22 protein-coding genes are annotated in these 23,117 nt (G+C 70.9%); 4 read left to right on the top strand and 18 right to left on the bottom strand.

The window, feature by feature from the left end; translation table 11 throughout:
* Nucleotides 1-14: 14 nt before the first annotated feature.
* A complete protein-coding gene (locus tag ACTOWL_RS02965; protein ID WP_441319695.1) occupies nt 15-5,222 on the bottom strand; it encodes an MG2 domain-containing protein in 5,208 nt (1,735 codons plus the stop codon).
* A gap of 157 nt (nt 5,223-5,379) precedes the next feature.
* On the opposite strand from ACTOWL_RS02965, the gene ACTOWL_RS02960 reads away from it, so the two are divergent.
* Nucleotides 5,380-5,751 (top strand): hypothetical protein, encoded by a 372-nt coding sequence (locus ACTOWL_RS02960; protein ID WP_441319694.1) that lies wholly within the window; start codon nt 5,380-5,382, stop codon nt 5,749-5,751.
* Between the two features lie 4 nt (nt 5,752-5,755).
* Here the strand turns inward: ACTOWL_RS02960 and ACTOWL_RS02955 are convergent, their stop codons facing one another.
* The 6 genes from ACTOWL_RS02955 to accD form a co-directional block, all read right to left on the bottom strand.
* A complete protein-coding gene (locus ACTOWL_RS02955) occupies nt 5,756-6,646 on the bottom strand; it encodes a DMT family transporter (RefSeq protein WP_441319693.1) in 891 nt (296 codons plus the stop codon).
* 116 nt (nt 6,647-6,762) lie between these two features.
* The gene (locus ACTOWL_RS02950) at nt 6,763-7,509 is read right to left on the bottom strand and encodes a tetratricopeptide repeat protein (RefSeq protein ID WP_441319692.1); all 747 of its coding nucleotides are present in this window, start codon (nt 7,507-7,509) and stop codon (nt 6,763-6,765) included.
* An 82-nt stretch (nt 7,510-7,591) separates the two neighbouring features.
* Nucleotides 7,592-8,461 (bottom strand): polyprenyl synthetase family protein, encoded by an 870-nt coding sequence (locus ACTOWL_RS02945; protein ID WP_441319691.1) that lies wholly within the window; start codon nt 8,459-8,461, stop codon nt 7,592-7,594.
* Between the two features lie 33 nt (nt 8,462-8,494).
* Nucleotides 8,495-8,746 carry an exodeoxyribonuclease VII small subunit gene (locus tag ACTOWL_RS02940; protein WP_342235338.1) on the bottom strand — a complete coding sequence of 84 codons (252 nt, stop codon included), beginning with the start codon at nt 8,744-8,746 and terminating at the stop codon, nt 8,495-8,497.
* A gap of 59 nt (nt 8,747-8,805) precedes the next feature.
* Nucleotides 8,806-10,110 carry a bifunctional folylpolyglutamate synthase/dihydrofolate synthase gene (locus ACTOWL_RS02935; protein WP_441319690.1) on the bottom strand — a complete coding sequence of 435 codons (1,305 nt, stop codon included), beginning with the start codon at nt 10,108-10,110 and terminating at the stop codon, nt 8,806-8,808.
* Nucleotides 10,103-11,044, bottom strand: coding sequence for an acetyl-CoA carboxylase, carboxyltransferase subunit beta (gene accD / locus ACTOWL_RS02930; protein ID WP_441319689.1), 942 nt, complete (start codon nt 11,042-11,044; stop codon nt 10,103-10,105). Before accD ends, ACTOWL_RS02935 begins: the two co-directional genes overlap by 8 nt.
* Before the next feature lie 147 nt (nt 11,045-11,191).
* Between accD and ACTOWL_RS02925 the strand changes: the two genes are divergently transcribed.
* Nucleotides 11,192-11,446, top strand: coding sequence for an AbrB/MazE/SpoVT family DNA-binding domain-containing protein (locus tag ACTOWL_RS02925; RefSeq protein WP_441319688.1), 255 nt, complete (start codon nt 11,192-11,194; stop codon nt 11,444-11,446).
* A complete protein-coding gene (locus ACTOWL_RS02920) occupies nt 11,440-11,760 on the top strand; it encodes a type II toxin-antitoxin system PemK/MazF family toxin (protein ID WP_441319687.1) in 321 nt (106 codons plus the stop codon). The genes ACTOWL_RS02925 and ACTOWL_RS02920 overlap by 7 nt, the downstream gene beginning before the upstream one ends.
* A gap of 8 nt (nt 11,761-11,768) precedes the next feature.
* Here ACTOWL_RS02920 and trpA read toward each other — a convergent pair whose 3' ends face one another.
* From trpA to ACTOWL_RS02865, 11 genes are all read right to left on the bottom strand, one after another.
* Entirely contained in the window at nt 11,769-12,590 is an 822-nt protein-coding gene (gene trpA / locus ACTOWL_RS02915) for a tryptophan synthase subunit alpha (protein WP_441319686.1), read from the bottom strand.
* A complete protein-coding gene (trpB, locus tag ACTOWL_RS02910; RefSeq protein ID WP_441319685.1) occupies nt 12,590-13,822 on the bottom strand; it encodes a tryptophan synthase subunit beta in 1,233 nt (410 codons plus the stop codon). The genes trpA and trpB overlap by 1 nt, the downstream gene beginning before the upstream one ends.
* A 143-nt stretch (nt 13,823-13,965) precedes the next feature.
* The gene (locus ACTOWL_RS02905; protein WP_441319684.1) at nt 13,966-14,628 is read right to left on the bottom strand and encodes a phosphoribosylanthranilate isomerase; all 663 of its coding nucleotides are present in this window, start codon (nt 14,626-14,628) and stop codon (nt 13,966-13,968) included.
* Nucleotides 14,625-15,377 (bottom strand): orotidine-5'-phosphate decarboxylase, encoded by a 753-nt coding sequence (gene pyrF, locus ACTOWL_RS02900; protein WP_441319683.1) that lies wholly within the window; start codon nt 15,375-15,377, stop codon nt 14,625-14,627. Before pyrF ends, ACTOWL_RS02905 begins: the two co-directional genes overlap by 4 nt.
* The gene (locus ACTOWL_RS02895) at nt 15,374-16,495 is read right to left on the bottom strand and encodes an NAD(P)/FAD-dependent oxidoreductase (protein ID WP_441319682.1); all 1,122 of its coding nucleotides are present in this window, start codon (nt 16,493-16,495) and stop codon (nt 15,374-15,376) included. The genes pyrF and ACTOWL_RS02895 overlap by 4 nt, the downstream gene beginning before the upstream one ends.
* A gap of 121 nt (nt 16,496-16,616) precedes the next feature.
* The gene (locus ACTOWL_RS02890) at nt 16,617-17,564 is read right to left on the bottom strand and encodes an ornithine cyclodeaminase family protein (RefSeq protein ID WP_441319681.1); all 948 of its coding nucleotides are present in this window, start codon (nt 17,562-17,564) and stop codon (nt 16,617-16,619) included.
* A gap of 7 nt (nt 17,565-17,571) precedes the next feature.
* On the bottom strand, nt 17,572-17,928 hold the full coding sequence (locus tag ACTOWL_RS02885) for a lipopolysaccharide assembly protein LapA domain-containing protein (protein WP_441319680.1): 357 nt from the start codon (nt 17,926-17,928) through the stop codon (nt 17,572-17,574).
* A gap of 43 nt (nt 17,929-17,971) precedes the next feature.
* Nucleotides 17,972-18,256 carry an integration host factor subunit beta gene (locus tag ACTOWL_RS02880; RefSeq protein WP_342235324.1) on the bottom strand — a complete coding sequence of 95 codons (285 nt, stop codon included), beginning with the start codon at nt 18,254-18,256 and terminating at the stop codon, nt 17,972-17,974.
* 147 nt (nt 18,257-18,403) lie between these two features.
* Nucleotides 18,404-19,702 carry an MFS transporter gene (locus ACTOWL_RS02875; protein ID WP_441319679.1) on the bottom strand — a complete coding sequence of 433 codons (1,299 nt, stop codon included), beginning with the start codon at nt 19,700-19,702 and terminating at the stop codon, nt 18,404-18,406.
* 166 nt (nt 19,703-19,868) lie between these two features.
* Entirely contained in the window at nt 19,869-21,596 is a 1,728-nt protein-coding gene (gene rpsA / locus ACTOWL_RS02870; RefSeq protein WP_441319678.1) for a 30S ribosomal protein S1, read from the bottom strand.
* A 123-nt stretch (nt 21,597-21,719) separates the two neighbouring features.
* Entirely contained in the window at nt 21,720-22,364 is a 645-nt protein-coding gene (locus ACTOWL_RS02865; protein ID WP_441319677.1) for a (d)CMP kinase, read from the bottom strand.
* A gap of 236 nt (nt 22,365-22,600) precedes the next feature.
* On the opposite strand from ACTOWL_RS02865, the gene ACTOWL_RS02860 reads away from it, so the two are divergent.
* Entirely contained in the window at nt 22,601-23,074 is a 474-nt protein-coding gene (locus ACTOWL_RS02860) for a TIGR02300 family protein (protein WP_441319676.1), read from the top strand.
* Nucleotides 23,075-23,117 lie beyond the last annotated feature (43 nt).

The raw sequence follows: 23,117 nt of genomic DNA, 5'->3' as shown, positions 1-23,117 counted from the left end.
AGGGACGCGCGCCGCTACTTCCGCGCCTCGATGGTCAGGGCGCCGAAGCCGCCGCGGGCGTTGTATTGCGGGCGGTACATGTCCTCGACATAGGGCGCCGGCAGGGCGAAGCGGCCCGGGGTCACGGCGCGGGCGAGATAGGCCACCGTGAAGTACCGGGTGTCGCCGGTCAGGTCGATCGCCGCGATATAGCGGTCGTCGCGCATCTCGACATGCTGCGTGTCCGACAGCGTGTCGGCGATGTCGCCGAGCTTCGCGCCGTTGCCGACTGACGGGTTCTCGATCTCCAGCCCCGCCGGCAGCAGGTCGACCACCAGCGCCTGGTGGTCGAGATCGTCAGTGGCGCGGCCGCGCAGCAGCACGGTGACGAGGTCGCCCTGCTTCACCGCCGTCTTGGCCGGGTCGATGAGCCTTCCGTCACGGTCGAGATAGGTGCGGGTGATCTCGAAGCCGTCGCCGCCCGCCGGCAGCGGCGCCGCCGGCACGCCGCGCACCGTCAGCACCTGGCGCATCGGCCCGCTGCCGGTGTTCTTCACCGCGATGCCGGCGGCCAAAGCCGCGGCTTCGGGGTCGAGCCGGTAGATCGTGCCCGGATCGGCCACCGCCTTGCCGGCGACGTCGAGCGACAGCGGCGTGGCGCCGTCCAGCGCCGCGTCGGCCGCGATCAGCAGCCAGGTCATGTCCTGGGTGCTCCAGTACCGGTCCCGGGCGAACAGGTCGGCGGCGACGTCGACCTGCTGCAGCACCTCGTCCTGCGGCTGCTTGGCCTCGTGCAGCAGCGCCGCGGTGGCGGCGTGATCGCGCAGCGGCGAGCCGTAATCGCCATAGAAGTTCGACGGACGCTCGGTCGAGGTCGCCGCGGCGAAGGCCTTGGCGGTGCGCGCCGTGTCGCCGAACTGGGCGGCGGCCGCGGCGATCTGCGCCTGGGACACCGGGGTCTGGTACTTCGGCAGGCAGTTGTCGACGTAGTAGCGCATGGTGCCGACATCGCCGCCGCCGGCCCGGGCCACGACATAGAGCGCATAGGCGCTGGCCGGGGTGCATTCGGTGCGTGCCTCGTACCAGTCGAGGTAGTTCGACAGGTACTTGACGCCGCGCTGATAGGCGCGCTCCGGGATGCGATAGCCGCCCTCGGCCCGCGCCCGGGTCAGGAAGTCGAGCGCATAGGCGGAGAGCCAGGGGTTGGCCTCGCCGAAGGGCGACCACATGCCGAAGCCGCCGGCCGGCTGCTGCGCCGTCATGATCCGGTCGATCGCGCCCTGCACCTTGCGGCGCACGTCGTCCGGCCGGAAGCCGCTGTCGACCTTCTCCGCCACCTTGGCGACGTAGAGCAGCGGCAGCGCCCGGCTGGTGGTCTGCTCGACGCAGCCATAGGGATAGTCGTCCAGCGCCTTCAACAGGCCCGGGATGTCGAAGGTCGGGCGGGTGGAGAAGCTGGCGAAGACCTGGACGGTGTCGGGCAGGAAGCCCTTCACCAGGTCGGCGTTCAGCACCACCGACTGGTTGGGCTGGACGAGGGTGGCGATGCGGTCGGTGGTCAGCGCCTGGGCCGGGCGGACCGACAGGTCCCAGTCGCGGTCGCGCTGGAAGCCGTCGGGGCCGGTGACGCTGATCCTGATCTTGCCGACGCCGGTGGCGGTGGCGGTCAGCGGGATCGCGCGACGTGCCTCGGCCCCCGCCGCGACGGTCTGGGTGAACTGGGCCGAGGCGGCCGCGATCGAGAGCGGGCCTTCGACCGCGACGCGCACGCCATAGTCGCCGGCCGGGCCGGACAGGTTGCGCAGCGAGAAGGCCAACTGGGCCTGGTCGCCCGGCGCCAGGAAGCGCGGCACGCCGATCTCGGCGATCACCGGGTCGCGCACCTTCATCGCGGTGGAGGCGGCGCCGAGCGCGGTCGGCGTCCAGGCCACCGCCATCAGCCGCAACTCGCCGTCGAAATCCGGCAGGTCGAGCGGAACCGTAACGCGGCCGTCGGCGCCGACCGGCAGGATGCCGCTGTACAGCGCGACGGTGCGGGTGGAGCGCTTCGGCAGGCCGGACATCTGCTGGGCCGCGGCGTCGCCGCCGGTGCGGACCTGGCCGCGGCGGCCGTCGCTGATGATCAGCCTGCCATAGGCGTCGCGCATCTCGACGCCGAGGGCGCGGCGGCCGAAATAATGGTCGGTCGGGTCCGGCGACTGGAAGTCGGTGAGCAGCAGGATGCCCTCGTCGACCGCGGCCAGCGTGACCCAGGCGCTCTGCCCCTGCGGCACGCCGGTGACGGTCAGCGGCAGGTCGAGCCGCTGGTTCGGCCGGATCTCGGCCGGGGCGTCGATCGAGACGCCCAGCACCCGCTCGGTGACGTCGATGCCGAACCAGGCGACGCCGACGGCGCGGCCGGGACCGTGGCGGCGTTCCCCGCCCTCGCCCGAGGGGCGGAAGGCGGTGGCCAGGACATAGGCGCCGGCGCCCCAGTCGGACGAGACCGGGATCTCGACCGTGGCGCCGTCGGCCGGGACCGCGACGTCGCGCGTCTCCAGCACCCGGTCATTGGCGATGAACAGCAGCACGTCGCCGGCGAAGGGCGGCTCGATCCGCACCCGGGCGGTGTCGCCGGCCTTGTAGCTGGCGCGGTCGAGGGCGACGGTCAACTTGTCCGGGGTCGGGTTCGGGTCGTCCGACACCCACCAGCCGGCGTAGAACCGGGCCGAGGTGGCGCCGCCGCCCTCGGGGTCGTAGACGTCGAGCCGGAAATTGCCCCAGCCGACCGCCTGGCGGATCGCCGCCGGCGCGTTCGGGGCGACGTCGGCCGTGCCGTCCGCCACCTTGCGGTCGCGGGTGACGACCTTGTAGTCCCAATGCCCGTCGGTCGAATACCACTGGTAGTCGTGGATCTCCTCCACCAGGTCCCAGCGCAGGCCGCGGAGCGCGGCCGGGCGGCCGCCGGCGTCGAGGCCGATGACCTCGAAGCGGGCGTCGGAGCCTTCCGCCAGGGAGCCCGAGAACAGCGGCTTGACGCCGATCCACGGGTGCTCCTGGCGCACCGGCAGGGTCATGGTCTCATTGGCGGTGCGGCCGCTGGAATCGAACACCGCGGTGCGGATCTCGGCCTCGAGCGGCACGGTGGTGTCGGGCAGGCCGTCGAGCAGGATGTCGACCCGGCTCTGGCCCGCGGCGTCGGTCGCGGGCGTGGTGATCGGGCGGGTGCGCGGCGAGAAGGCGTCCTGCAAAAGGCCGAACTTGTAGTCGGAGTAGTCCGGGAAGGGCGTCGCCGCCTGCTGCAGGGTCAGGCTGGCCTCGGTGGCGAGGTCGGCGGCCGGGGCGCCGTACAGGAACTGGGCGTCGATGGCGACGACGGCGGGCTTGGCGACGCGCAGGTCCTTGGCCTCGGTCTTCAGGTCGACGCGGATCCGCGCCGGCACGAAATCCTCGACCTGGAACGGGGTGCTGCCGATCGCCTGGCCCTTCGGGTCGACATAGGCCTCGGCGGTCCAGGTGCCGGTATAGGCGCTGTCGGCCAGCGGCACGTCGATGCTGTAGGAGCCGCCGCCCTGGTCCGACGCCTGCTCGACCCGGGCCTCGACCCCGTCCGGCCGGCTGATCTTGACCGTCAGCGGCACGCCGTCGATGGCGGCCGCGCGCTCGTTGCGCAGCAGCGTGGTCAGATGCACCGTCTCGCCCGGGCGGTAGACGCCGCGCTCCGGGTAGAGGAAGGCGTCGAGCGGCCCCGGCTCGGCCCGGCCGCTGACGCCGCGGTCGGACAGGTCGAAGGCCGGGCCGGTGAGCTCGAGGAAGGTGAAGTCGCCGGAGCCGTAGGCATAGACCGCGGCCGGCCGGTTGCCGCCCTGCCCGGCCATCACCCCGGCCGGGAAGGTGGCGAGGCCGCCGGCGTCGGTCTGCGCCTCGCCCAGCACCGCATTGTTGCGGGCCAGCAGCGCCAGCTTGACGCCAGCTTGAGCCTTGGCCGAGGACAGCGCGCGCGCCGCCACGGTCAGCCCCTGCTGGCCGGAGAAGGTGGCGAGGCCGAGATCGGTGACCACGATCCACTGCGTGCCCGGGGTCTGGTAGCTGTCCTCGTCGGCCCCGGCGTCCACCGCCGCGAGCAGGTAGACGCCCGGCTTCGGCTGCGGCAGCAGCGTGTCCATCGGCACGCCGGTGATCGCCGCCTTGTTGGTCTCGCCCTCGACCGGCATGGTGCCGGACCACACCTCCTCGCCGGCATCCTGGGCCAGGCTGTCGACGTCGTAGCTTTCCAGCATCTGGCCGATGCGGCCCTGCGCCACCTGGTCGACCAGGTTGCGGTCGTTGATGCGCAGCAGGCGCAGCTTGACCTCGGAGATGTTGACCGTGGTCAGCGGCACGGTGCCCTCGCCGCCCTTGGGCAGGACATAGGCGCTGCCGCGGAACACCACGCTGGCCGGGCGGTCGTCGACCGTCAGGTCGAAGCTGTCATCGGCGGTGAGCGCGTCGCCGTCGACCGACTTGATGCCGGCCAGCAGCGTGACGGTGTAGGTCTGGCCGAACGACACGCCTTCGAGGCAGATCTGCTTGTCCGACGGGATCACCTCGACCGGCACCGCCGGCTCGATCCTGACGTAGTCGGAATAGCGGACGGTGCGGCCGTCGACGATCGAATCGGAGAAGTCGGCGCAGAGCTGCGGCGCGTCGCGATCGTTCTGGGCGTAGGTCGAGGTGACGCGGAAGCCGTACTGGTCGCGCAGGGTGTTGGCGTATTCGGTGTTGTCGTCGCTTGGCGCCAGCTGCGCGCCCTCGGCCGCGACCTTGATCGCCTCGCGGCCCTTGTCCTGCTGCTCCAGCCCCCGGGCCAGCTGGATCAGGGCGGCGCCGCGCAGCTTGTCGGTGCCGGCGTTGCTGTAGGCGGCAAAGGCGGCGTTCAGGCCATCCTGCGAATAGGGCGAGGTCTGCTGCAGCGCCTGGGCCAGGCCGAACCAGGCACCGGCGTCGGCGGGGCGCTGGCCGAGGATCAGCTGGTAGGCCGTGACCGCGTCGCCCCAGCGCTCGCCCTTGGCCGCGTCGGCCGCGCGGGACTGCAGGGCCTTCAGGTCGGCCCGCTGGTCCGCGGGGACGGCGCTGGCCTGCTGCTCCAGCTTCCTGGCATAGGCGGCGGCGCCGGCAGCGAAGCCCGGCGCCTGGTAGGCGGCGGCGGTCGGGGGGAGGGCCAAGGTCGCGGTCAGGAGCGCCACCGCCGCGGCAAAGGTGGCGAAACGCAGCTTCAAGGCCATGAGATCCCCCCATCACGGCGCCCCGGATCGCCGGGGCCCCTGCGACAAACTATACGCCAGATCGCGTCGAAACCATGACGCAGCTTCGACGGCGGAACGGCCCTCCCCCTGCCGCGGCGACGCGACTATGATCGCGCGTCCTTCACGGAGCCTGCCCATGATTCGACCCCTGGCGATCGTCCTGCCGCTGCTGCTGTCCCCCGCCCTGGCCGCCGCCGCATTGGCCGCCGATGCGCTGACCGGCGCGCAGATCCAGGCCCAGATCGTCGGCAACACGGTCGAGGGGACGGCCGGCGACGTCGAATACACCGAGTTCTACGCCGCCGACGGCACCATCCACGGGCTGGGCGACGACGGCCCCTATGCCGGGCAGTGGTCGATCGAGAACGACCACATGTGCTTCGACCTGGGCGAGACCAAGGAATGCGACCGGGTCCAGCTGGACGGTAGCAAGGTCCAGCTGTTCGCCGATGACGGGGCGCTGGTCGCGGTGGGGGAGCTCAAGCCGGGGAATCCGGGGAACTTGTAAGCTCCTACTCCCCCTTCAACTGCCGCTCGCGGTAGTAGATGAACAGGCCGGAGGCGATGATCACCAGGTTGCCGATGATGATCTGCGATGTCGGCACGTCGCCCCAGATCGCCCAGCCGAGCGCCGCGGCGATGACGATGGTGGAGTACTGGTAGGGCGCCACCACCGCGGCCGGAGCCAGCGACAGCGCCTTGTTCATGCATAGATGCGCGCCCATCGCCACCACGCCGAGGCCGAGCAGCAGCGCCCAGTCGAAGCCGGTCGGCGGCACCCAGGCGAAGGGCACGGTGGCGGCGCCGGCCAGGCCGGTGCCGAGGATCTGGTAGGTGATCAGGCCGAGCCCGCCGGTGTGGCGGACGCGGCGGGTGACGATCAGGATCAGGCTGAACAGGGTGGCGCCGGCCAGCGCGATCAGGGCCGAGGAGGACAGCGCCGCCCCGGTCGGGCGCAGCACGATCAGCACGCCGACGAAGCCGATCAGCACCGCCGCCCAGCGCCGCGGCCCGACCTTTTCGCCGAGCAGCGGCACCGACAGCGCGGTCACGATCAGCGGCGCGGCCATGTAGAAGGTCATGACGTCGGCCAGCGGCAGGCCGCGCACGGCGAGGTAGAAGATCGCGACCTCGGCCGCCATCAGGCTGACCCGCAGCAGGTTCATCCAGGGCTGGTCGGGCGTCAGCAGGCCGCGGAAGCCGCGGATCACCCAGGGCAGCAGCAGGATGAAGGCGCCGATGCTGCGGATCAGCAGCACCTGGCCGACGGTGTAGTCGGCGACCAGCCACTTGCCCAGCGCGTCGTTGAAGGTGAACAGCGACATGCCGAGGAAGAATAGCAGGATGCCGGAGCCATGCCCGCCCTCCGCCCCGTCCAGCTTCTGGGCGCCGATCGCCGCCATTCCCGCGTTTCCCCCATTCCGTTCGTCCCTGTCTGCCCGAGGAATTTGTCGGACAGAAGCAGAAAGGCCACGGGCCGGGCATGCAAGGGCGTGGGGCTCTGGCTGAGAGGCCGGCGTCAGGCGACCTGCCCGAGTCCTTCCTTGGCCTCGTCGATCCAGCTCTTGTTGATGGCGCGGTAGCTGCGGGTCGACTTGCCGGCGCGGGTCAGGATCTCGCGCCACAGGGTCTCGGCCGCGGCATGGTCGCCGCGCTCGGCCTCGGCCCGGGCCAGCCAGGCGCGGACCTCCTCGCCGGCGAAGATCGGCAGCAGCTGGCGCAGCAGCACGATGCCGTCGTCGGTGCGGCCCATCATGCAGAGGGCGCGGGCATGCACCAGGCGGCGCTTGGAATCCGTGGCCTCGGGGTTGGTCTCGGCCACCTCGTCCAGCACGTCGACCGCGTCCTGCGGCCGGCCGAGCATCAGAAGGGCCTCGGCCCGCAGCCGGCCGAAGGTGGGATCGTCGGCATGCAGCCCGACCATCGCTTCCTCCAGCAGCGGCAGGGCTTCCGCCGGGCGGCCGAGATGCAGCAGCTCCTCCGCCAGCGGCACCTTGTTGGCCGTGCTCGGCTGGTCCTCATGCACCTGGCGCAGGGCGCGCAGCCGCCGCTCCGGATCGACCGACGCGACCAGCTGCTTGCGGACGTCGCGCACCGGCCGCAGGTTCAGCCATTCCGGCAGCAGCTCGACCAGGATATAGGCGGCGATGCCCAGCCCCGGCGCGAACAGCAGGATGTAGAACCAGTAATTGGCCCGCCCGCTGCGCACCGCATGCACCAGGCAGCCGAGCTGGCAGGCATAGATGAGAATGCCGAGATACGGCATGACCGTCCCCCCTCGAACCCCGGAGCAGTTATCCGAAATTCGGGGGAATCGTCAACGCAGCGGAGCGGGACCCGGTTCTGCCTCAGGCCTTGCGCTCGACCACGAAATGGGCGACGGCGCGCAGCGCCTCGGCCCGGTCGCCGAACACGTCGAGATGGCGGCAGGCCTGGTCGACCAGCATGCGCGCCTGCGACTCCGCCCGCTCGAGGCCGAGGATCGAGACGAAGGTCGCCTTGCCCGCCGCCTGGTCCTTGCCCGGGGTCTTGCCGATCTCCTCGGCCCGGCCGCGGACGTCGAGCAGGTCGTCGGCGATCTGGAAGGCCAGGCCCATATCATGGGCATAGGCCTGCAGCGCGCCGCGCCGCGAATCCTCGACCTTGCCGAGGATCGCCCCGGCCTCGCAGGAGAACTCGAACAAGGCGCCGGTCTTCAGCCGCTGCAGCCGGGTGATGGCGCCGATCTCGGTCAGCGGCGTCTGCTCGGCCTGCATGTCGAGCGCCTGGCCGCCGACCATGCCGGAGGCGCCGGCCGCCCGGGCGAGGGCGGCGACGAGGGCGATGCGGACCTTCGGGTCGGCATGGGTCTCGCTGTCGGCCAGCACCTCGAAGGCCTGGGTCAGCAGCGCGTCGCCGGCCAGGATCGCGGTGGCCTCGTCATAGGCCTTGTGCGTGGTCGGCTTGCCGCGGCGCAGGTCGTCATTGTCCATCGCCGGCAGGTCGTCATGGACCAGCGAGTAGCAATGGATCATCTCGACCGCCGCGCCGACGCGGAGCGCGCAGCTCTCGGCGACGCCGAACAGCCGCGCGGACGACACCACCAGGAACGGGCGCAGCCGCTTGCCGCCGCCCAGCGAGGCGTAGCGGATGGCCTCGGCCAGCGGCGGTTCGCCCGCCTGGGGCTTGGGCAGCAGGCGGTCCAGGACGCGCTCGAGCTGCACGCCCGCCTCGGCCATGGCTTTGCTCAGATCAATCGACAAGACACGGCCTCAATCGAAAGTCGCGGGTTTGGCGGTGACGGTGCCGTCGGCGGCGCGCGAGATCATCTCGACCCGCGCCTGCGCCTCGCGCAGCTTCGCCTCGCAATGGGCACGAAGCAAGGCGCCACGTTCATAGGCCGATATGTTGTCGTCGAGCTTGCCCTGCCCCGCCTCGAGCTGGCGCACGATGGTCTCCAGCTCGGCGAGGGCGTCCTCGAAGCTCAGGCCCGCGATGTCGGCAGGGATGGGTCGATCGGCCATGGGCTGTCCGTTCTCATTCGGGCGGCGACAATAGGCGCGGCGGCGGCAAGAGGCAACGCTCAGCCGTTGCCGGCGAGCACCCGGCCCGCGAGGTAGAGCGAGCCGCAGATCAGCACCCGGCCGGGCGGGTCGCCGGGCCGGGCCGCGGCGGCCACCGCGGCTTCGAAGCCGTCGGCCGCGGCCACGTCGGTCAGGCCGACGGCGCGGGCGTGGTCGGCCACGGCCTCGGCCGGCAGGCTGGCGTCCTCGCCCGGGATCCGCACGGTGCGGATGGGGCGGACGAAGGGGGCCAACGGCCGCAGGAACTCCTGCGGCTGCTTGCTCTCCAGCATGCCGCAGACCAGGTGCAGCGGCCGCGGGTCGAGCCCGCCGAGCCAATGCCCCAGCACCTCGCCGGCGCTGTCGTTGTGGCCGCCGTCGAGCCACAGCTCCCAGCCCGGCGGCAGCAGGGCCGGCAGCGGGCCGCGGCTCAGCCGCTGCAGCCGCGCCGGCCATTCGACCGAGGCCAGGCCGCTTCGCACCGCCTCCTCCGGGATGTCGAAGCCGGTGAGAAGGTCGCGCAGCCGGATCGCGGTGGCGGCGTTGGCAAACTGGTGGTCGCCAGGCAGCGCCGGGCGGGGATAATTCCGCTCGCCCTGAGGCGTGCGCAGGACGAAGCCGTCTGCGGCGGGGGTCACCGACCAGTCGCGGCCGGCGAGATGCAGCGGCGCCCCGGCCGATTCGATGTCGCGGGTCAGGACAGACACGGCCGCACGGCTCTGCTGCGGCGCCACCACCATCGGCACGCCGGGCTTGGCGATGGCCGCCTTCTCCGCCGCGATCGCCTCGATCGTGTCGCCGAGGAACTGCATGTGGTCCATGGAGATGCGGGTGACCGCGGTGGCGGCCGGGCGCGGCACCACATTGGTGCTGTCGTAGCGGCCGCCGAGGCCGACCTCGAGCAGCACGGCGTCGGCCGGGACCTCGGCGAAGGCCAGGAAGGCGGCAGCGGTCGTCGCCTCGAAGAAGGTCACCGGCTGGCCGGCATTGGCGGTCTCGACCCGCTCCAGCAGATCGACCAGGGCCGCGCTGTCGATCAGCGATCCGGCCAGGCGGATGCGCTCGTGGAACCGCACCAGATGCGGCGAGGTGTAGACATGGACGCGGTAGCCCGCCTGCTCCAGGAAGGCGCGCAGGAAGGCGGTGGTCGACCCCTTGCCGTTGGTGCCGCCGACATGCACCACCGGCGGCAGGCGCAGATGCGGATCGCCCAGCGCGGCCAGGAGGCGCTCGGTGCGGCCGAGCGACAGGTCGATCCGCTTCGGATGCAGATGGGTCAGCCGGTCGAGCGCGGCCTCGACTGCACCCACGCCGGCGTCAGGCACGATAGGCGGGCTCGCCCTCGATCACGGCCGCCGCGGCGATGTCGGCCGGGTCGACCACGATGTCGTCCGCCGGTGTCTGGGTGCCGCCGGCCAGATGGCCGAGGGTGCGGATCAGCGTCTCGCGCAGCTCCTTGCGCACCACCACCACATCGACCATGCCGTGGTCGAGCAGGTATTCGGCGCGCTGGAAGCCCTCCGGCAGGGTCTCGCGGATGGTCTCCTCGATCACCCGGGCGCCGGCGAAGCCGATCTGCGCGCCGCGCTCGGCGATGTGCACGTCGCCGAGCATGGCGAAGGAGGCGGTGACGCCGCCCGTGGTCGGGTCGGTCAGCACCACGATGTAGGGCAGGCCGGCGTCCTTGACCTGCTCGACCGCGATGACCGAGCGCGGCATCTGCATCAGCGACAGGATGCCTTCCTGCATGCGGGCGCCGCCCGAGGCCGGCACCACGACCAACGGCGCGTGCTGCATCACCGCCAGCTTGGCGGCGGCGACCAGCCCCTCGCCCACCGCGGTGCCCATTGTCCCAGCAAGGAAATCGAAGTCAAAAACGGCGACCACGGTGTCGCGGCCGCCCATCTTGCCATGGGCGACGACCAGAGCATCGTGACGGCCGGTTTTGGCCTGAAAGTCCTTCAGCCGGTCGGTGTAGCGTTTGGTGTCGCGGAACCTGAGCGGATCGACCACCGGCTTCGGCAGCTCGATGGTCTCGTACTTGCCGTCGTCGAACAGCATGGCGAGACGCTTGGCCGGGGCCAGCCGCATATGATGGCCGCAATGCTGGCAGACGTAGAGATTCGCCTCCAGATCGCGATGGAACAGCATCGCCTCGCAGTTCCCGCACTTCGTCCACAGGTTGTCCGGCGTCTCCGGCCGGGACGAGGAGACGAGGGCCCGGATCTTCGGGCGGATGTAGTTGGTCAGCCAGTTCATGCCGCGGTTTTCCGCCTTTCGGCCGGGCGCGTCAAGATGAGGGAGCGACGCAGACGCCGTCGGCATAGGCGCTTTCGTTACAACCGCGTTGCAACAGAACACGTCCTGATCTATCGTGGAGCAAGGCGGCCAGGGACGATCACAGCGATGCGCAGCACTGTCCGGAAAATGGGAAACTCTTCGGGGGTGATCATTCCCAAGCCCCTGCTGACGGAGATCGGGGCCAAGGCCGGCGATGATGTGGAACTGCTGGTCGAAGAAGGCCGCCTGATCATCGTGCCGAGCCGCGAGACCCCGCGGGCCGGCTGGGCGGAGGATGCCAAGCGAATCGCCGAGGCCGGCGACGACGCACTTGTCTGGCCCGAATTCGGCAATGCCGACGACGACCGGCTGGAATGGTGAAGCGCGGCGAGGTCTGGCTGATCGCGCTCGACCCCACCATCGGCAGCGAGATCCAGAAGACGCGGCCCTGCCTGATCATTTCACCGCCGGAGCTGCATGACCATCTGCGGACGGTGATCGCGGCGCCGATGACGACCGGAAGCCGGCCGGCCGGCTTCCGCGTGCCGGTCAGCTTCCAGGGCAAGACCGGCCTGGTGCTCCTCGATCAGATCAGGACGCTGGACAAGCAGCGGCTGGTGAAACGGCTCGGCGCTGTATCGGCTCCCACCCTCGCCCAGACCCTGACGACGCTGCGCAAGCTGTTCGAGCCATAGGCCCGCGCTCACCGCGCCCCGCGGACGCCTTCGGCCAGGCGGCGGACCAGGGCCAGGGGCGATTCGACCGTGGCGACGGTCGGGCGGCCGTCGGCGTGCAGCGAGTGGCGGATCTCCTCAACGATGGCGGAGCCGACCACCGCGGCGTCGGCGATACGGGCGATCGCGGCCGCCGCCTCCGGCGTGCGGATGCCGAAGCCCACGGCCACCGGCAGGTCGGTGTGGCGCCGCAGCCGGTCGACCGCCGGCTGCACCGCCGCCGCATTCGCCGCGGCCGCGCCGGTGATGCCGGTGACCGAGACGTAGTAGATGAAGCCCGAGGTGTTCCGCAGCACCACCGGCAGCCGGGCGTCGTCGGTGGTCGGCGTCGCCAGGCGAATGAAGTCGATCCCCGCCGCCAGCGCCGGCAGGCACAGCTCGGCATCCTCCTCCGGCGGCAGGTCGACCACGATCAGCCCGTCCACCCCGGCGGCCTTGGCGTCGGCCAGGAAGCGTTCGACGCCATAGGAGTAGATCGGGTTGTAGTAGCCCATCAGCACGACCGGCGTGGTCTGATCGCCGGCGCGGAAGCGGCGGACCAGGTCGAGCGTCTTCGGCAGCGTCATGCCGGCGGCGAGCGCCCGCAGGCCGGCCGCCTGGATCGCCGGCCCGTCGGCCATCGGGTCGGTGAAGGGCATGCCGATCTCGATCAGGTCGGCGCCGGCCTTGGGCAGGCCTTCGAGGATCTTGAAGCTGGTCTCGGCATCCGGGTCGCCGGCGGTGACGAAGGTGACCAGGGCCGCCCGGTTGTGTGCCTTCAGCTCGGCGAAGCGCGCGGTGATGCGGGTCATCAGATCGTCACTCCGAGCGCGTCGGCCACCGTGAAGATGTCCTTGTCGCCACGGCCGCTGAGGCACATGACGAGCAGGTTGTCCTGGGGCAGGTCCGGCGCGATGCGCATCACATGCGCCAGCGCATGCGCCGATTCGAGCGCCGGGATGATGCCTTCGAGCCTGGCGCAGAGCTGGAAGGCCTCGAGCGCCTCCTTGTCGGTGATCGAGGAATAGATCACCCGGCCGACATCGTGCAGCCAGGCATGCTCCGGCCCGATGCCGGGATAGTCGAGGCCGGCGGAGATCGAATGCGCCTCCTCGATCTGGCCGTCCGCGGTCTGCAGCAGGTAGGTGCGGTTGCCGTGCAGCACGCCCGGGCGGCCGCCGGTCAGCGACGCCGCGTGCTTGCCACTGTCGAGGCCGTGGCCCGCCGCCTCGACGCCGTGGATGGCGATCTCCGGCATGTCGAGGAAGGGGTGGAACAGGCCGATGGCGTTGGATCCGCCGCCGACCGCCGCCACCAGCGTGTCCGGCATGCGGCCCTCGGCCTGCATGATCTGGTCGCGCGTCTCGTTGCCGATCACCGACTGGAAGTCGCGCACCAGCAGCGGATAGGGGTGCGGGCCGGCGACCGTGCCGATGATGTAGAAGGTGTCCTCGACATTGGTGACCCAGTCGCGCAGGGCCTCGTTCATCGCGTCCTTCAGCGTCCGGCTGCCGGAGACGACGGGCACCACCTCGGCGCCCAGCAGCTTCATCCGGAACACGTTCGGCTTCTGCCGCTCGATGTCGACCTCGCCCATGTAGATGGTGCAGGGCAGGCCGAACAGGGCGCAGACCGTGGCGGTGGCGACGCCGTGCTGGCCGGCGCCGGTCTCGGCGATGATCCGGGTCTTGCCCATGCGCCGGGCCAGCAGGATCTGGCCCATGCAGTTGTTGATCTTGTGCGCGCCGGTGTGGTTCAGCTCCTCGCGCTTGAAGTACACGCGCGCGCCGCCGAGATGCTCGGTGATCCGCTCGGCGAAGTAGAGCGGGCTGGGCCGGCCGACATAGTGCGTCAGGTAGTAGCGCAGCTCGCTGTTGAACTGCGTGTCCTTGCGGGCCGCGGCGTAAGCCTTCTCGACCTCCAGGACCAGCGGCATCAGCGTCTCGGCGACGAAGCGGCCGCCATAGAGGCCGAAGCGGCCGTTTTCGTCCGGGCCCGTGCGGAAGCTGTTCGGACGGGGCTGGAAGGGTGCGGTCTCGGTCAAGCGGGGCGGCTCCCGGCGCGGATCGTGGCGAAATCTGGGCGAAGAGCCGTGACCTTACCGGCGACCGCGGCGCGCGCCAAACATTTGTGGCGAATGCCCGGCGCGCGCGCATTCCAGACCCGCACGGAGTGCAGGGCGGGCGGTCAGGCCTTGGTGTCGCCCAGGGCGCGGACGGCGGCAAGGAAGCGCTGCACCCGCTGGGGCGTCTTGTGGCCCGGGCGCTCCTCGATGCTGGAGGAGACGTCGACCGTGGTGGCGCCGGTGCGGGCGACGGCCTCGGCGACATTGGCCTCGGTCAGGCCGCCGGCCAGCATCCAGGGCTTCGACCAGGTCCGGCCGGACAGGATCGACCAGTCGAAGGCCAGGCCGTTGCCGCCCGGCAGCGAGGCGACGCCCTTCGGCGGCTTGGCGTCGAACAGCAGCCGGTCGGCCACCGCCTCATAGGCCGGGATCGCGGCGAGGTCCTCGGCGGTCGCGATCTTGATCGCCTTCATCACCGGCATGGCCCAGCGGCCGCGAATCTCGGCCACCCGCGCCGGCGTCTCGGACCCGTGCAGCTGGATCATGTCGAGCGGCACCCGGCCGAGCACGGCCTCGAGCTCATCCTCGGTCGGGTCGACGAACAGGCCGACGCTGCGCAGCCCGGTCGGCACCATGCGCGCCAGCTCGGCGCCCAGATCCGGCGCCACCGAGCGCGGGCTGGGCGGGTAGAAGTTCAAGCCGACCCAGCGGGCCCCGTGCTTCGCCGCGGCCTCGAGCACCTCGGGGGTGCGGATGCCGCAGATCTTGGCGTCGATGATGCTCATGGCACTGGAGTGTGGGGCGCCGCAGCCTCCGCATCAAGCGCCAGGCCGAGCTGGCCGGCGATGTCGCGGGCCGCGGCGGCGGGGTCGGGCGCGGCGGTGATCGGCCGGCCGATGACGAGATGGGTGGCGCCGGCCTCCATCGCCTCCTTCGGCGTCATCACCCGCTTCTGGTCGCCGGCCTCCGACCCGGCCGGACGGATGCCGGGCACCATCAGCACCGCGGCCGGCTTCAGCACCCGGCGCAGCCGCGCGATCTCCTGCGGGGCGCAGATCACGCCGTCGAGGCCGCTCGATTCGGCCAGACGAGCCAAGCGCTCGACCTGGGCCGAGACCTCCATCCCCTGCCCCACCGCTTCGAGATCGGCGACGTCGAGGCTGGTCAGCACGGTGACGCCGAGCAGCTTCGGCCGGGGGATGCCCAGCTTGTCCGCCTCCTTCTCCGCGGCCTCGGCCGCCGCCTGCATCATCGCCCGGCCGCCGGAGGCGTGGAGGGTGATGTAGGCCGGCGACAGCGGCACCACCGAGCGGATGGCGCCGGCCACGGTGTTGGGGATGTCGTGCAGCTTGATGTCGAGGAACAGCGGCACGCCGGCGGGCCGGGCCGCCCGCACCCCCTCCGGCCCAGCCGCCATGAAGAATTCGAGGCCGAGCTTGATGCCGCCGACCGCGCCCACGACCAGGCCGGTCAGCCGTTTCGCCTCGTCCAGCGTCGGCGCGTCGATGGCGACGTAGACAGGGTTCGTGGTCATGCTCGCACTCCCTCCGCCGGCAGGTGGCCGGCCGCCCAGGATGTCAGCTCGTCGGCGGCGCGCCGGCCGAGCACGCCGTCGGCCACCGCCCGGCCGATCAGCGCCCCGAACTTGAAGCCGTGGCCCGAGCAGGGGCTGACCAGCCAGGCCCGGCCGCGCCGCTCCAGCACGAAGCGGCTGTCCGCGGTGAAGATATAGCGGCAGGGGCGGGCTTCGAGAATGCGATACTCGTCAAGGCCGCGCAGCACTGGGCGGTAGCGTTCGAGGAAGGCCTCCGCCTCCCCCGCCGCGGCGGCGGGATCGGCCTCGGGGTCGGCCAGGCGCTTCCAGGCGCCGACGCCGATCTTCAGCCGGGTGCCTCCGACCGGCGGGATCGCCCAGTGGTCGTCCGGGAAGCCGCAATCGATGATGCCCGGCGCCGCGGCCCAGGCGGCGGCGTGCTCCGCCGGCGGGTCGAGATAGACCACCAGCTGGCGGTAGGGGGTGAGCCGCCCGGCCAGGTCCGGGAACAACCCGCCGACCCAGGCGCCGGCCGTGACCACCACCGAATCGGCGCTCAGAATCTCAGTCGAGGCCAGGGTGACGGTGCCGGCCTCCGGATCGACCGCCCGGACCGGCGCCTCGGGCCGCAGCGTCACGCCGGCGGCGCGGCACAGTTCGACCAGGGTGGCGACGATGCGGTCGGCAAACAGCACGCCGCCCTCGGGCATGAACAGGCCCCAGCGGATGCCGTCCGGGATCAGGAAGGGGAAGCGGCGCGCCAGCTCCTCCGGCGGCAGCAGCTCATAGGCGGCGCCGAGCGCGTCGAGCGGGGCGCGGCAGCCATCGGCCCAGTCGCCCGCGGCCCGGCTGAAGGCGATCGAGCCGCAATTCTCGTAGTGGCGCACGCCGGCGGCGGCCCAGACCTCGTCCCAGGCGGCATAGGCGTCCAGCGCCATGCGGGTGTAGCCGGGCGAGCCGGGATAGAGGGCGCGGATCAGCCGGTGGCTGTCCCAGGAGGCGGCCGAGGGGTTCGGGATCGGTCCCCGCTCCAGCAGCGTGACCACCTCTCCGGCCCGGGCCAGGTGCCAGGCGGCGGCGAGCCCCATCACCCCGGCGCCGACGACGATGCTGGTCATGTGCGAAGTCCTTCACGCCCCACGCTGTCATGCCCGGGCTCGACCCGGGCATCCAGGGACTGTCGACACCCTCTGGATTGCCGGGTCAAGCCCGGCAATGACAAGGGAGGAGGAGGGCCGACTACGCCCCCTGCCCTTCCAGGGTCGCGACCGCCAGGCGGGCGGCGGCGAGGTCCTCGAGCGCGGTGCCGACCGATTTGAACAGGGTGATCTCGTCCGGCGAGCCACGCCCCGGCGCGGTGCCGCGGGTCAGGTCGTGCAGGTCGGCCAGGATCGCATCCGCGCCGATCACACCAGCCTGGATCGGCTGCAGCAGGTCGCCGGCCTCGGCCAGGGCCCCGGCGCGGGTGTCGACGAAGATCCGGGCCCGGCGCACCGCCTCGTCGTCGCTCTCGCGCATCGCCGGCAGATAGGCGCCGGCAAGGTCGAGATGGGCGCCCGGCTGCAGCCAGGCGCCGCGCACGATCGGCTGGCGCGACTGGGTGGCACAGGAGACCAGGTCGGCGTCGCGCACCGCGGCCTCGAGGTCGGTGACGGCACGGACCGGCAGGCCCTCGGCCGCCAGCGTCGCCGCGAGTTCCGCCGCCTGCTCCGGCCGGCGGGCCCAGATCGCGATATCGGTCAGCGGCCGCACCGCGGCATGGGCGCGGATGAAATGCGGCGCCAGCGCGCCGGCGCCGACCATCACCATGCGCGACGCGTCCGGCCGGGCCAGGTAGTCGGCGGCCAGGGCCGAGGCCGCGGCGGTGCGGCGGTTGGTCAGGGTCGGCCCGTCCATGATCGCCCGCGGCACGCCGGTGGCGCCGTCGAGCAGCAGGTAGGAGCCGACGATGAAGGGCAGGTCCCTGGCCGGGTTGCCCGGCATCAGCGACACCAGCTTGATGCCGATCGCCTGCTCCCGCTCCCAGGCCGGCATGATCAGAAGGGTGGCGTCGCCGGCCGCGGTCGGCATGGTGTGGTGGTGGCGCAGCGGCGCCTCGACCTCGCGGCGGAAGGCCTGGCGCAGCGCCTCGATCAGGGCGCGCGTGTCGATCGCCCGGTCGAGGGCGGCGGCATCGATGGCGAGCATGGTGATGTCAGCGCTGACCAGCGGCAGGCAGGGCCGGGCGGGCCGGCTCGCCGTTGCGGTTGGCGGTGGCCGGGACGCCGGGGCGCTGCCGCGCCTTCAGCCCTTCCAGATCCTTCTGGGTCGCGGCCAGCCGGGTCTCCAGCCGGCGCATGCGCAGGCCGGTGGCGAAGCGGCCGAACCAGAGGACGAGGCCGCCGATCACGACGCCGAACAGCAGCGGCAGCAGCGCCACCAGAAAGACCGGCGCGTCGATCCGGAACGGCAGCGGCCAGAGGCCGAGCGTCACCGCCTCGCGGTTGCTGATCGCGAAGGACAGCAGCAGCAGGGCGAAGGGGATGGTGACGATCCAGGCGATGTACCGCACGGGCTATCCCTCGTGGTGGGCCGGACCCGGAGTCCCGGGCCCGTCAGTCATCGGTGTTCAGCCGCTCGCGCAGCTGCTTGCCGGTCTTGAAGAACGGCACCAGCTTCTCCGACACGTCGACCGCCACGCCGGTGCGCGGGTTGCGCCCGGTCCGCGCGTCGCGGCGCTTGACCGAGAAAGCGCCGAAGCCGCGGAGCTCGACCCTTTGGCCCTCCGCCAGAGCCGCCGTGATCCGGTCGAAGATGGTGGTGACGATGCGCTCGACGTCGCGTTGGTAGAGGTGCGGATTGCGCTCGGCAAGCCGCATGATCAGCTCGGACTTCGTCATGTCTCCCGAATCCCTGTCCGCCGCCTTTTTGTCGACACGGGTGCCCGCATCGCCTCGCTTGAGTTGACGGCAGCCAGGATGGTGCCAGCACGGCCGCGCGAAATCAAGGGAAGTGCTTCTGGACAAAGGGATTTCCGGCCCGGGCGGTCATTCCGCCGGGCGCATCTCCGGGGCCGTGCCGTGGCGGCCGCGGACCACCAGCAGAGTCGCGGCCAGGCCGCACAGCGCGGCGAAGGACACCCACAGCCCCGGCATCGCCGAATTGCCGGTGGCTTCGATCAGCCAGGTGCAGACCGCCGGGGTGAAGCCGCCGAAGGTCGCGGTGGCCAGGCTGTAGGCCAGCGAGAAGCCGCTGGTGCGCACATCCTCCGGCATCATCTCGGTCAGGAACGGGATCATGGCGCCGTTGTAGCTGCCGTAGAGGAAGGACAGCCACAGCTCGACCTCCAGCAGCCGGCCGAAGGACGGGGCGTCGACCAGCCACAGCATCGCCGGATAGGCGGTGACCAGCATCAGCACGGTGCAGGCGACCAGAATGGGCGTGCGGCCGATGCGGTCGGACAGGGCGCCCGAGAGCGGCAGCCAGATCAGGTTGGTGATGCCGACGCAGAGCGTCACCGTCAGGCTGTCGATGCCGGCCAGGTGCAGCGCCCGGCTGCCGAAGGTCGGGGTGTAGGCGGTGATCAGGTAGAAGCTGACCGTGGTCATCGTCACCAGCATCATGCCGAGCAGGACGATCGCCCAGTTGTCGGCCAGCGAGCGCAGGATCTGCGCCACGGTCGGGCGGCGGTGCGCCCGGGCCTGGAAGGCCTCGGTCTCCTGCAGCGAGCGGCGCAGCAGGAAGATCAGCGGCACGATCAGGCAGCCGACCAGGAGCGGCACCCGCCAGCCCCACAGGGCGACCGAGTCCGGCGGCAGCAGAGTGCTGAGCAGCACGCCGAGGAGGGCGGCGACGATCACCGCCACCTGCTGGCTGCCGGACTGCCAGGCGGTGTAGAAGCCCTTGTTCCCCGGCGTCGCGATCTCGGCCAGATAGACCGAGACGCCGCCGAGCTCGACCCCGGCCGAGAAGCCCTGCAGCAGCCGGCCGAGCAGGACCAGGATCGGCGCCAGAATTCCCAGGGTCTCGTAGCCCGGCAGCAGGCCGATGGTCAGGGTGCCGACCGCCATCATCCCGAGCGTCAGCAGCAGGCCGGCGCGCCGTCCGTGCCGGTCGATATAGGCGCCGAGCACCAGGGCGCCGAGCGGCCGCATCAGGAACCCCGCCCCGAAGGTGCCGAGCGACAGCATCAGCGAGGCGAACTCGCTGTCGGTCGGGAAGAACACCTTGGCGATGTAGGCGGCGTAATAGCCGTAGACCATGAAGTCGTACATCTCCAGGAAGTTGCCGCTGGAGACGCGGAGGACGGCCATCGCCTTCGATCGGGAGGTCGCGGCTGCGCTCATGAGGGGGGTCCTTTCAGAATCGGAACCGGCGCTTTCTCTCCCCCCGCCCCGTCCCTCGGCCACCGCGGCCGGCTTGTCAATGGCTAGATCGCGACACCGGGAATGCCAAAAGAAAAGGCCCGCCTCCTTGCGGAGGCGGGCCCGGCCGAGGCCGTGAAGCCTTGGCTTACTTCTCTTCGGTCGTGTTCTCGCGGGCCCGGCGCAGGGCGGCGCCGAGGATGTCGCCGAGCGAGGCGCCCGAGTCGGACGAGCCGTACTCCGCCATCGCCGCCTTCTCCTCCTCGGCCTCCTTGGCCTTGATGGAGAGCGAGACCTTGCGGGCGGCGCGGTCGACCTGCATCACCTTGGCGTCGACCTTGTCGCCGACGGAGAAGCGGTCCGGCCGCTGCTCCGACCGGTCGCGCGACAGGTCGGACTTGCGGATGAAGCCGATCAGGCCGTCACCGACCGAGACCTCGACACCGCCGTCGTTCACTTCCGTGACCGTGCCGGTGACGACCTCACCCTTGCGCAGGCCGCCGGTGCTGGCCGCCTTCTCGAAGGTGTCCTCGGTGAGCTGCTTCATGCCGAGGCTGATGCGCTCCTTCTCGACGTCGACGTCGAGGACCTTGACCTTGACCTGGTCGCTCTTCTTGAACTCCTGGATCGCCTCTTCGCCCGGACGGTCCCAGGCGATGTCGGAGAGATGAACCATGCCGTCGATCTCGCCCGGCAGGCCGACGAACAGACCGAATTCGGTGATGTTCTTGACCTCGCCCTCGAGCTCGGTGCCGGCCGGGTACTTCTCGGCGAACACCTCCCACGGGTTCGGCAGGCACTGCTTCAGCCCGAGGCTGATGCGGCGCTTCACCGGATCGACGTCGAGCACCATCACCTCGACCTCCTGGGAGGTGGAGACGATCTTGCCCGGATGGACGTTCTTCTTGGTCCAGCTCATCTCCGAGACATGGACCAGGCCTTCGATGCCCGGCTCCAGCTCGACGAAGGCGCCGTAGTCGGTGATGTTGGTCACGCGGCCGCGGAAGCGGGCACCCGCCGGGTACTTGGCGACCACGCCCTCCCACGGATCGGCCTCGAGCTGCTTCATGCCGAGGCTGATGCGCTGGGTCTCCGGGTTGAAGCGGACGACCTGGACCTTGACGGCCTGGCCGATCTGCAGCGCCTCGGACGGGTGGTTGATGCGGCGCCACGCGATGTCGGTGACGTGCAGCAAGCCGTCGACGCCGCCGAGATCGACGAAGGCGCCGTAGTCGGTGATGTTCTTGACCACGCCCTCGAGGACTTGGCCTTCCTTGAGGTTCGCGACCAGCTCGGAGCGGGCCTCGGCGCGGCTCTCCTCGAGCACGGCGCGACGCGACACCACGATGTTGCCGCGCGAGCGGTCCATCTTGAGGATCTGGAACGGCTGCGGCGTGCCCATCAGCGGGCTGATGTCGCGCACCGGCCGGATGTCGACCTGGCTGCCCGGCAGGAAGGCGACGGCGCCGTTCAGGTCGACGGTGAAGCCGCCCTTGACCTTGCCGAAGATGATGCCGGTGACGCGCAGCTGGTCGGTGAACGACTTCTCGAGCGCGGTCCAGGCCTCTTCACGCTTGGCCTTCTCGCGGGACAGCACGGCCTCGCCGTTCTTGTCCTCCATGCGCTCGATGAACACCTCGACGGTGTCCCCCGGGACGAGCTCGACCTGCTGGCCCGGAACGGCGAATTCCTTGAGCGCCACGCGCCCCTCGGACTTCAGCCCAACATCGATCAGCACCATGTCGTTGTCGACCGAGATCACCCGGCCCTTGACGACGGTACCCTCGAAGCTCTCGGACTGGCCGAGCGACTCCTCGAGAAGGGCAGCAAAGCTTTCCCTCTCGGTCGATTTGACGGCGGCGGAACTGGTAGCCATGAAAACTCCCGTTAGAGACAAACCGGTCGTCGCGCCGGCGGGTCGTCCCGCCTGGGAGAGCGCGATGGCCGGGCCGGGCCCGATGCCCGCATCTCCAGCATGTGATCGACGACGGCCCGAGGGTCAGACAGCGTCGCGCGGGGGGCCGATCCGCCGGGACACATACGCCAGCGCCTGATCGAACACCTGGTCCGCCGTCAGCTGGCTTGTATCCAACAGAAAAGCGTCGCTCGCCGGGACCAAGGGGGCCACGGCGCGGCGACGATCGCGCTCGTCTCTCTGTCTCAGGTCGTCGAGGACCTCGCCGTATATAGACTGGTGGCCGCGGTCCCGCAACTCCTTCCACCGGCGCGCGGCGCGGGTCTCCAGCGTGGCGGTGACGAAGATCTTGGCCGGGGCGTCCGGGCAGATCACGGTGCCGATGTCGCGGCCGTCCAGCACCGCCCCCGGCGGACGCGCGGCGAAGCGGCGCTGGAAGTCGAGCAGGGCGGTGCGCACGCCGGGGATGGCGGACACCCGGCTGGCCGCCTGGGCCGCGGCGTCGCCGCGCAGATCCGGGTCGCCGAGCCCCGCGGGATCGAGCGCCAGCACCGCGGCGAGGCCGGCGATCGGGTCGTCCGGATTGCCGCCGGCGCGCAGCACGGCGACGGCGACGGCGCGGTACAGGAGGCCGGTGTCGAGATGGTCGAAGCCGTAGGCCGCGGCCAGGCGGCGGGCCAGCGTGCCCTTGCCCGAAGCGGCGGTGCCGTCGATGGCGATGACGGTCATGCCGCCGGGCCCAGGGCGCCGGACGGGCGCGAGATCACGAGATGCAAGGCGACCATCCCCATCACCGGCCCCGGGTTGCGTCCCGGGGCGAGAACTGCCGAACCCGCGGGCTGATAGCATGGCAGCGACGGCGGTGGAACGGCGAGCGGCAGATCGATGACGTTTTGTTTTTGACAGCCGGCATTCTGCGTGGCAGATGGCGCCCTCTATCCCGACATGACCCGAGGAGGGCCAGCGTGGCGAAGCCTGAATGGGGCGCCAAGCGCATCTGCCACAATTGCGGGGCCCGCTACTACGATCTGCAGCGTGACCCGATCATCTGCCCGAAATGCGGCACCGAGTACGACCCGGAGGCCTTCCTGAAGTCGCGCCGGTCGCGCTCCATCATCGTCGATGAGCCGGTCGAGAAGGTGCGTGCCGTCAAGAAGGACGACAGCGACGCGCTGGACGAGGCCGAGACCGAGGAGGAGGCCGGCGAGGACGAGGAGGCGGCCGAGGAGGTCGAGGTGATCGACGAGGGCGACCTCGACGAGACCTTGGTCGAGGAGGACGAGGACGTCGCCGCCAAGGAGAAGGCGCCGGCCGACGAGTTTGAAACCGAGGAAGAACTCGTCGAGGACGCGGACGTTCTGATCGAGGATGCCGACGACCTCGGCGAGGAAGATGTCGACGTCGAAATCGAGGATGACGGCGAGGAGCGGAACCGCTGATCGCGGGGCCTGAAAGAATCCCGTAAAAAACCTCTTGCATAGG

Origin of the sequence: Inquilinus sp. CA228 (assembly GCF_052078665.1) — a bacterium.
Taxonomy (GTDB): Bacteria; Pseudomonadota; Alphaproteobacteria; order DSM-16000; family Inquilinaceae; genus Inquilinus.
This window is presented reverse-complemented; position numbering and strand designations above follow the sequence as displayed.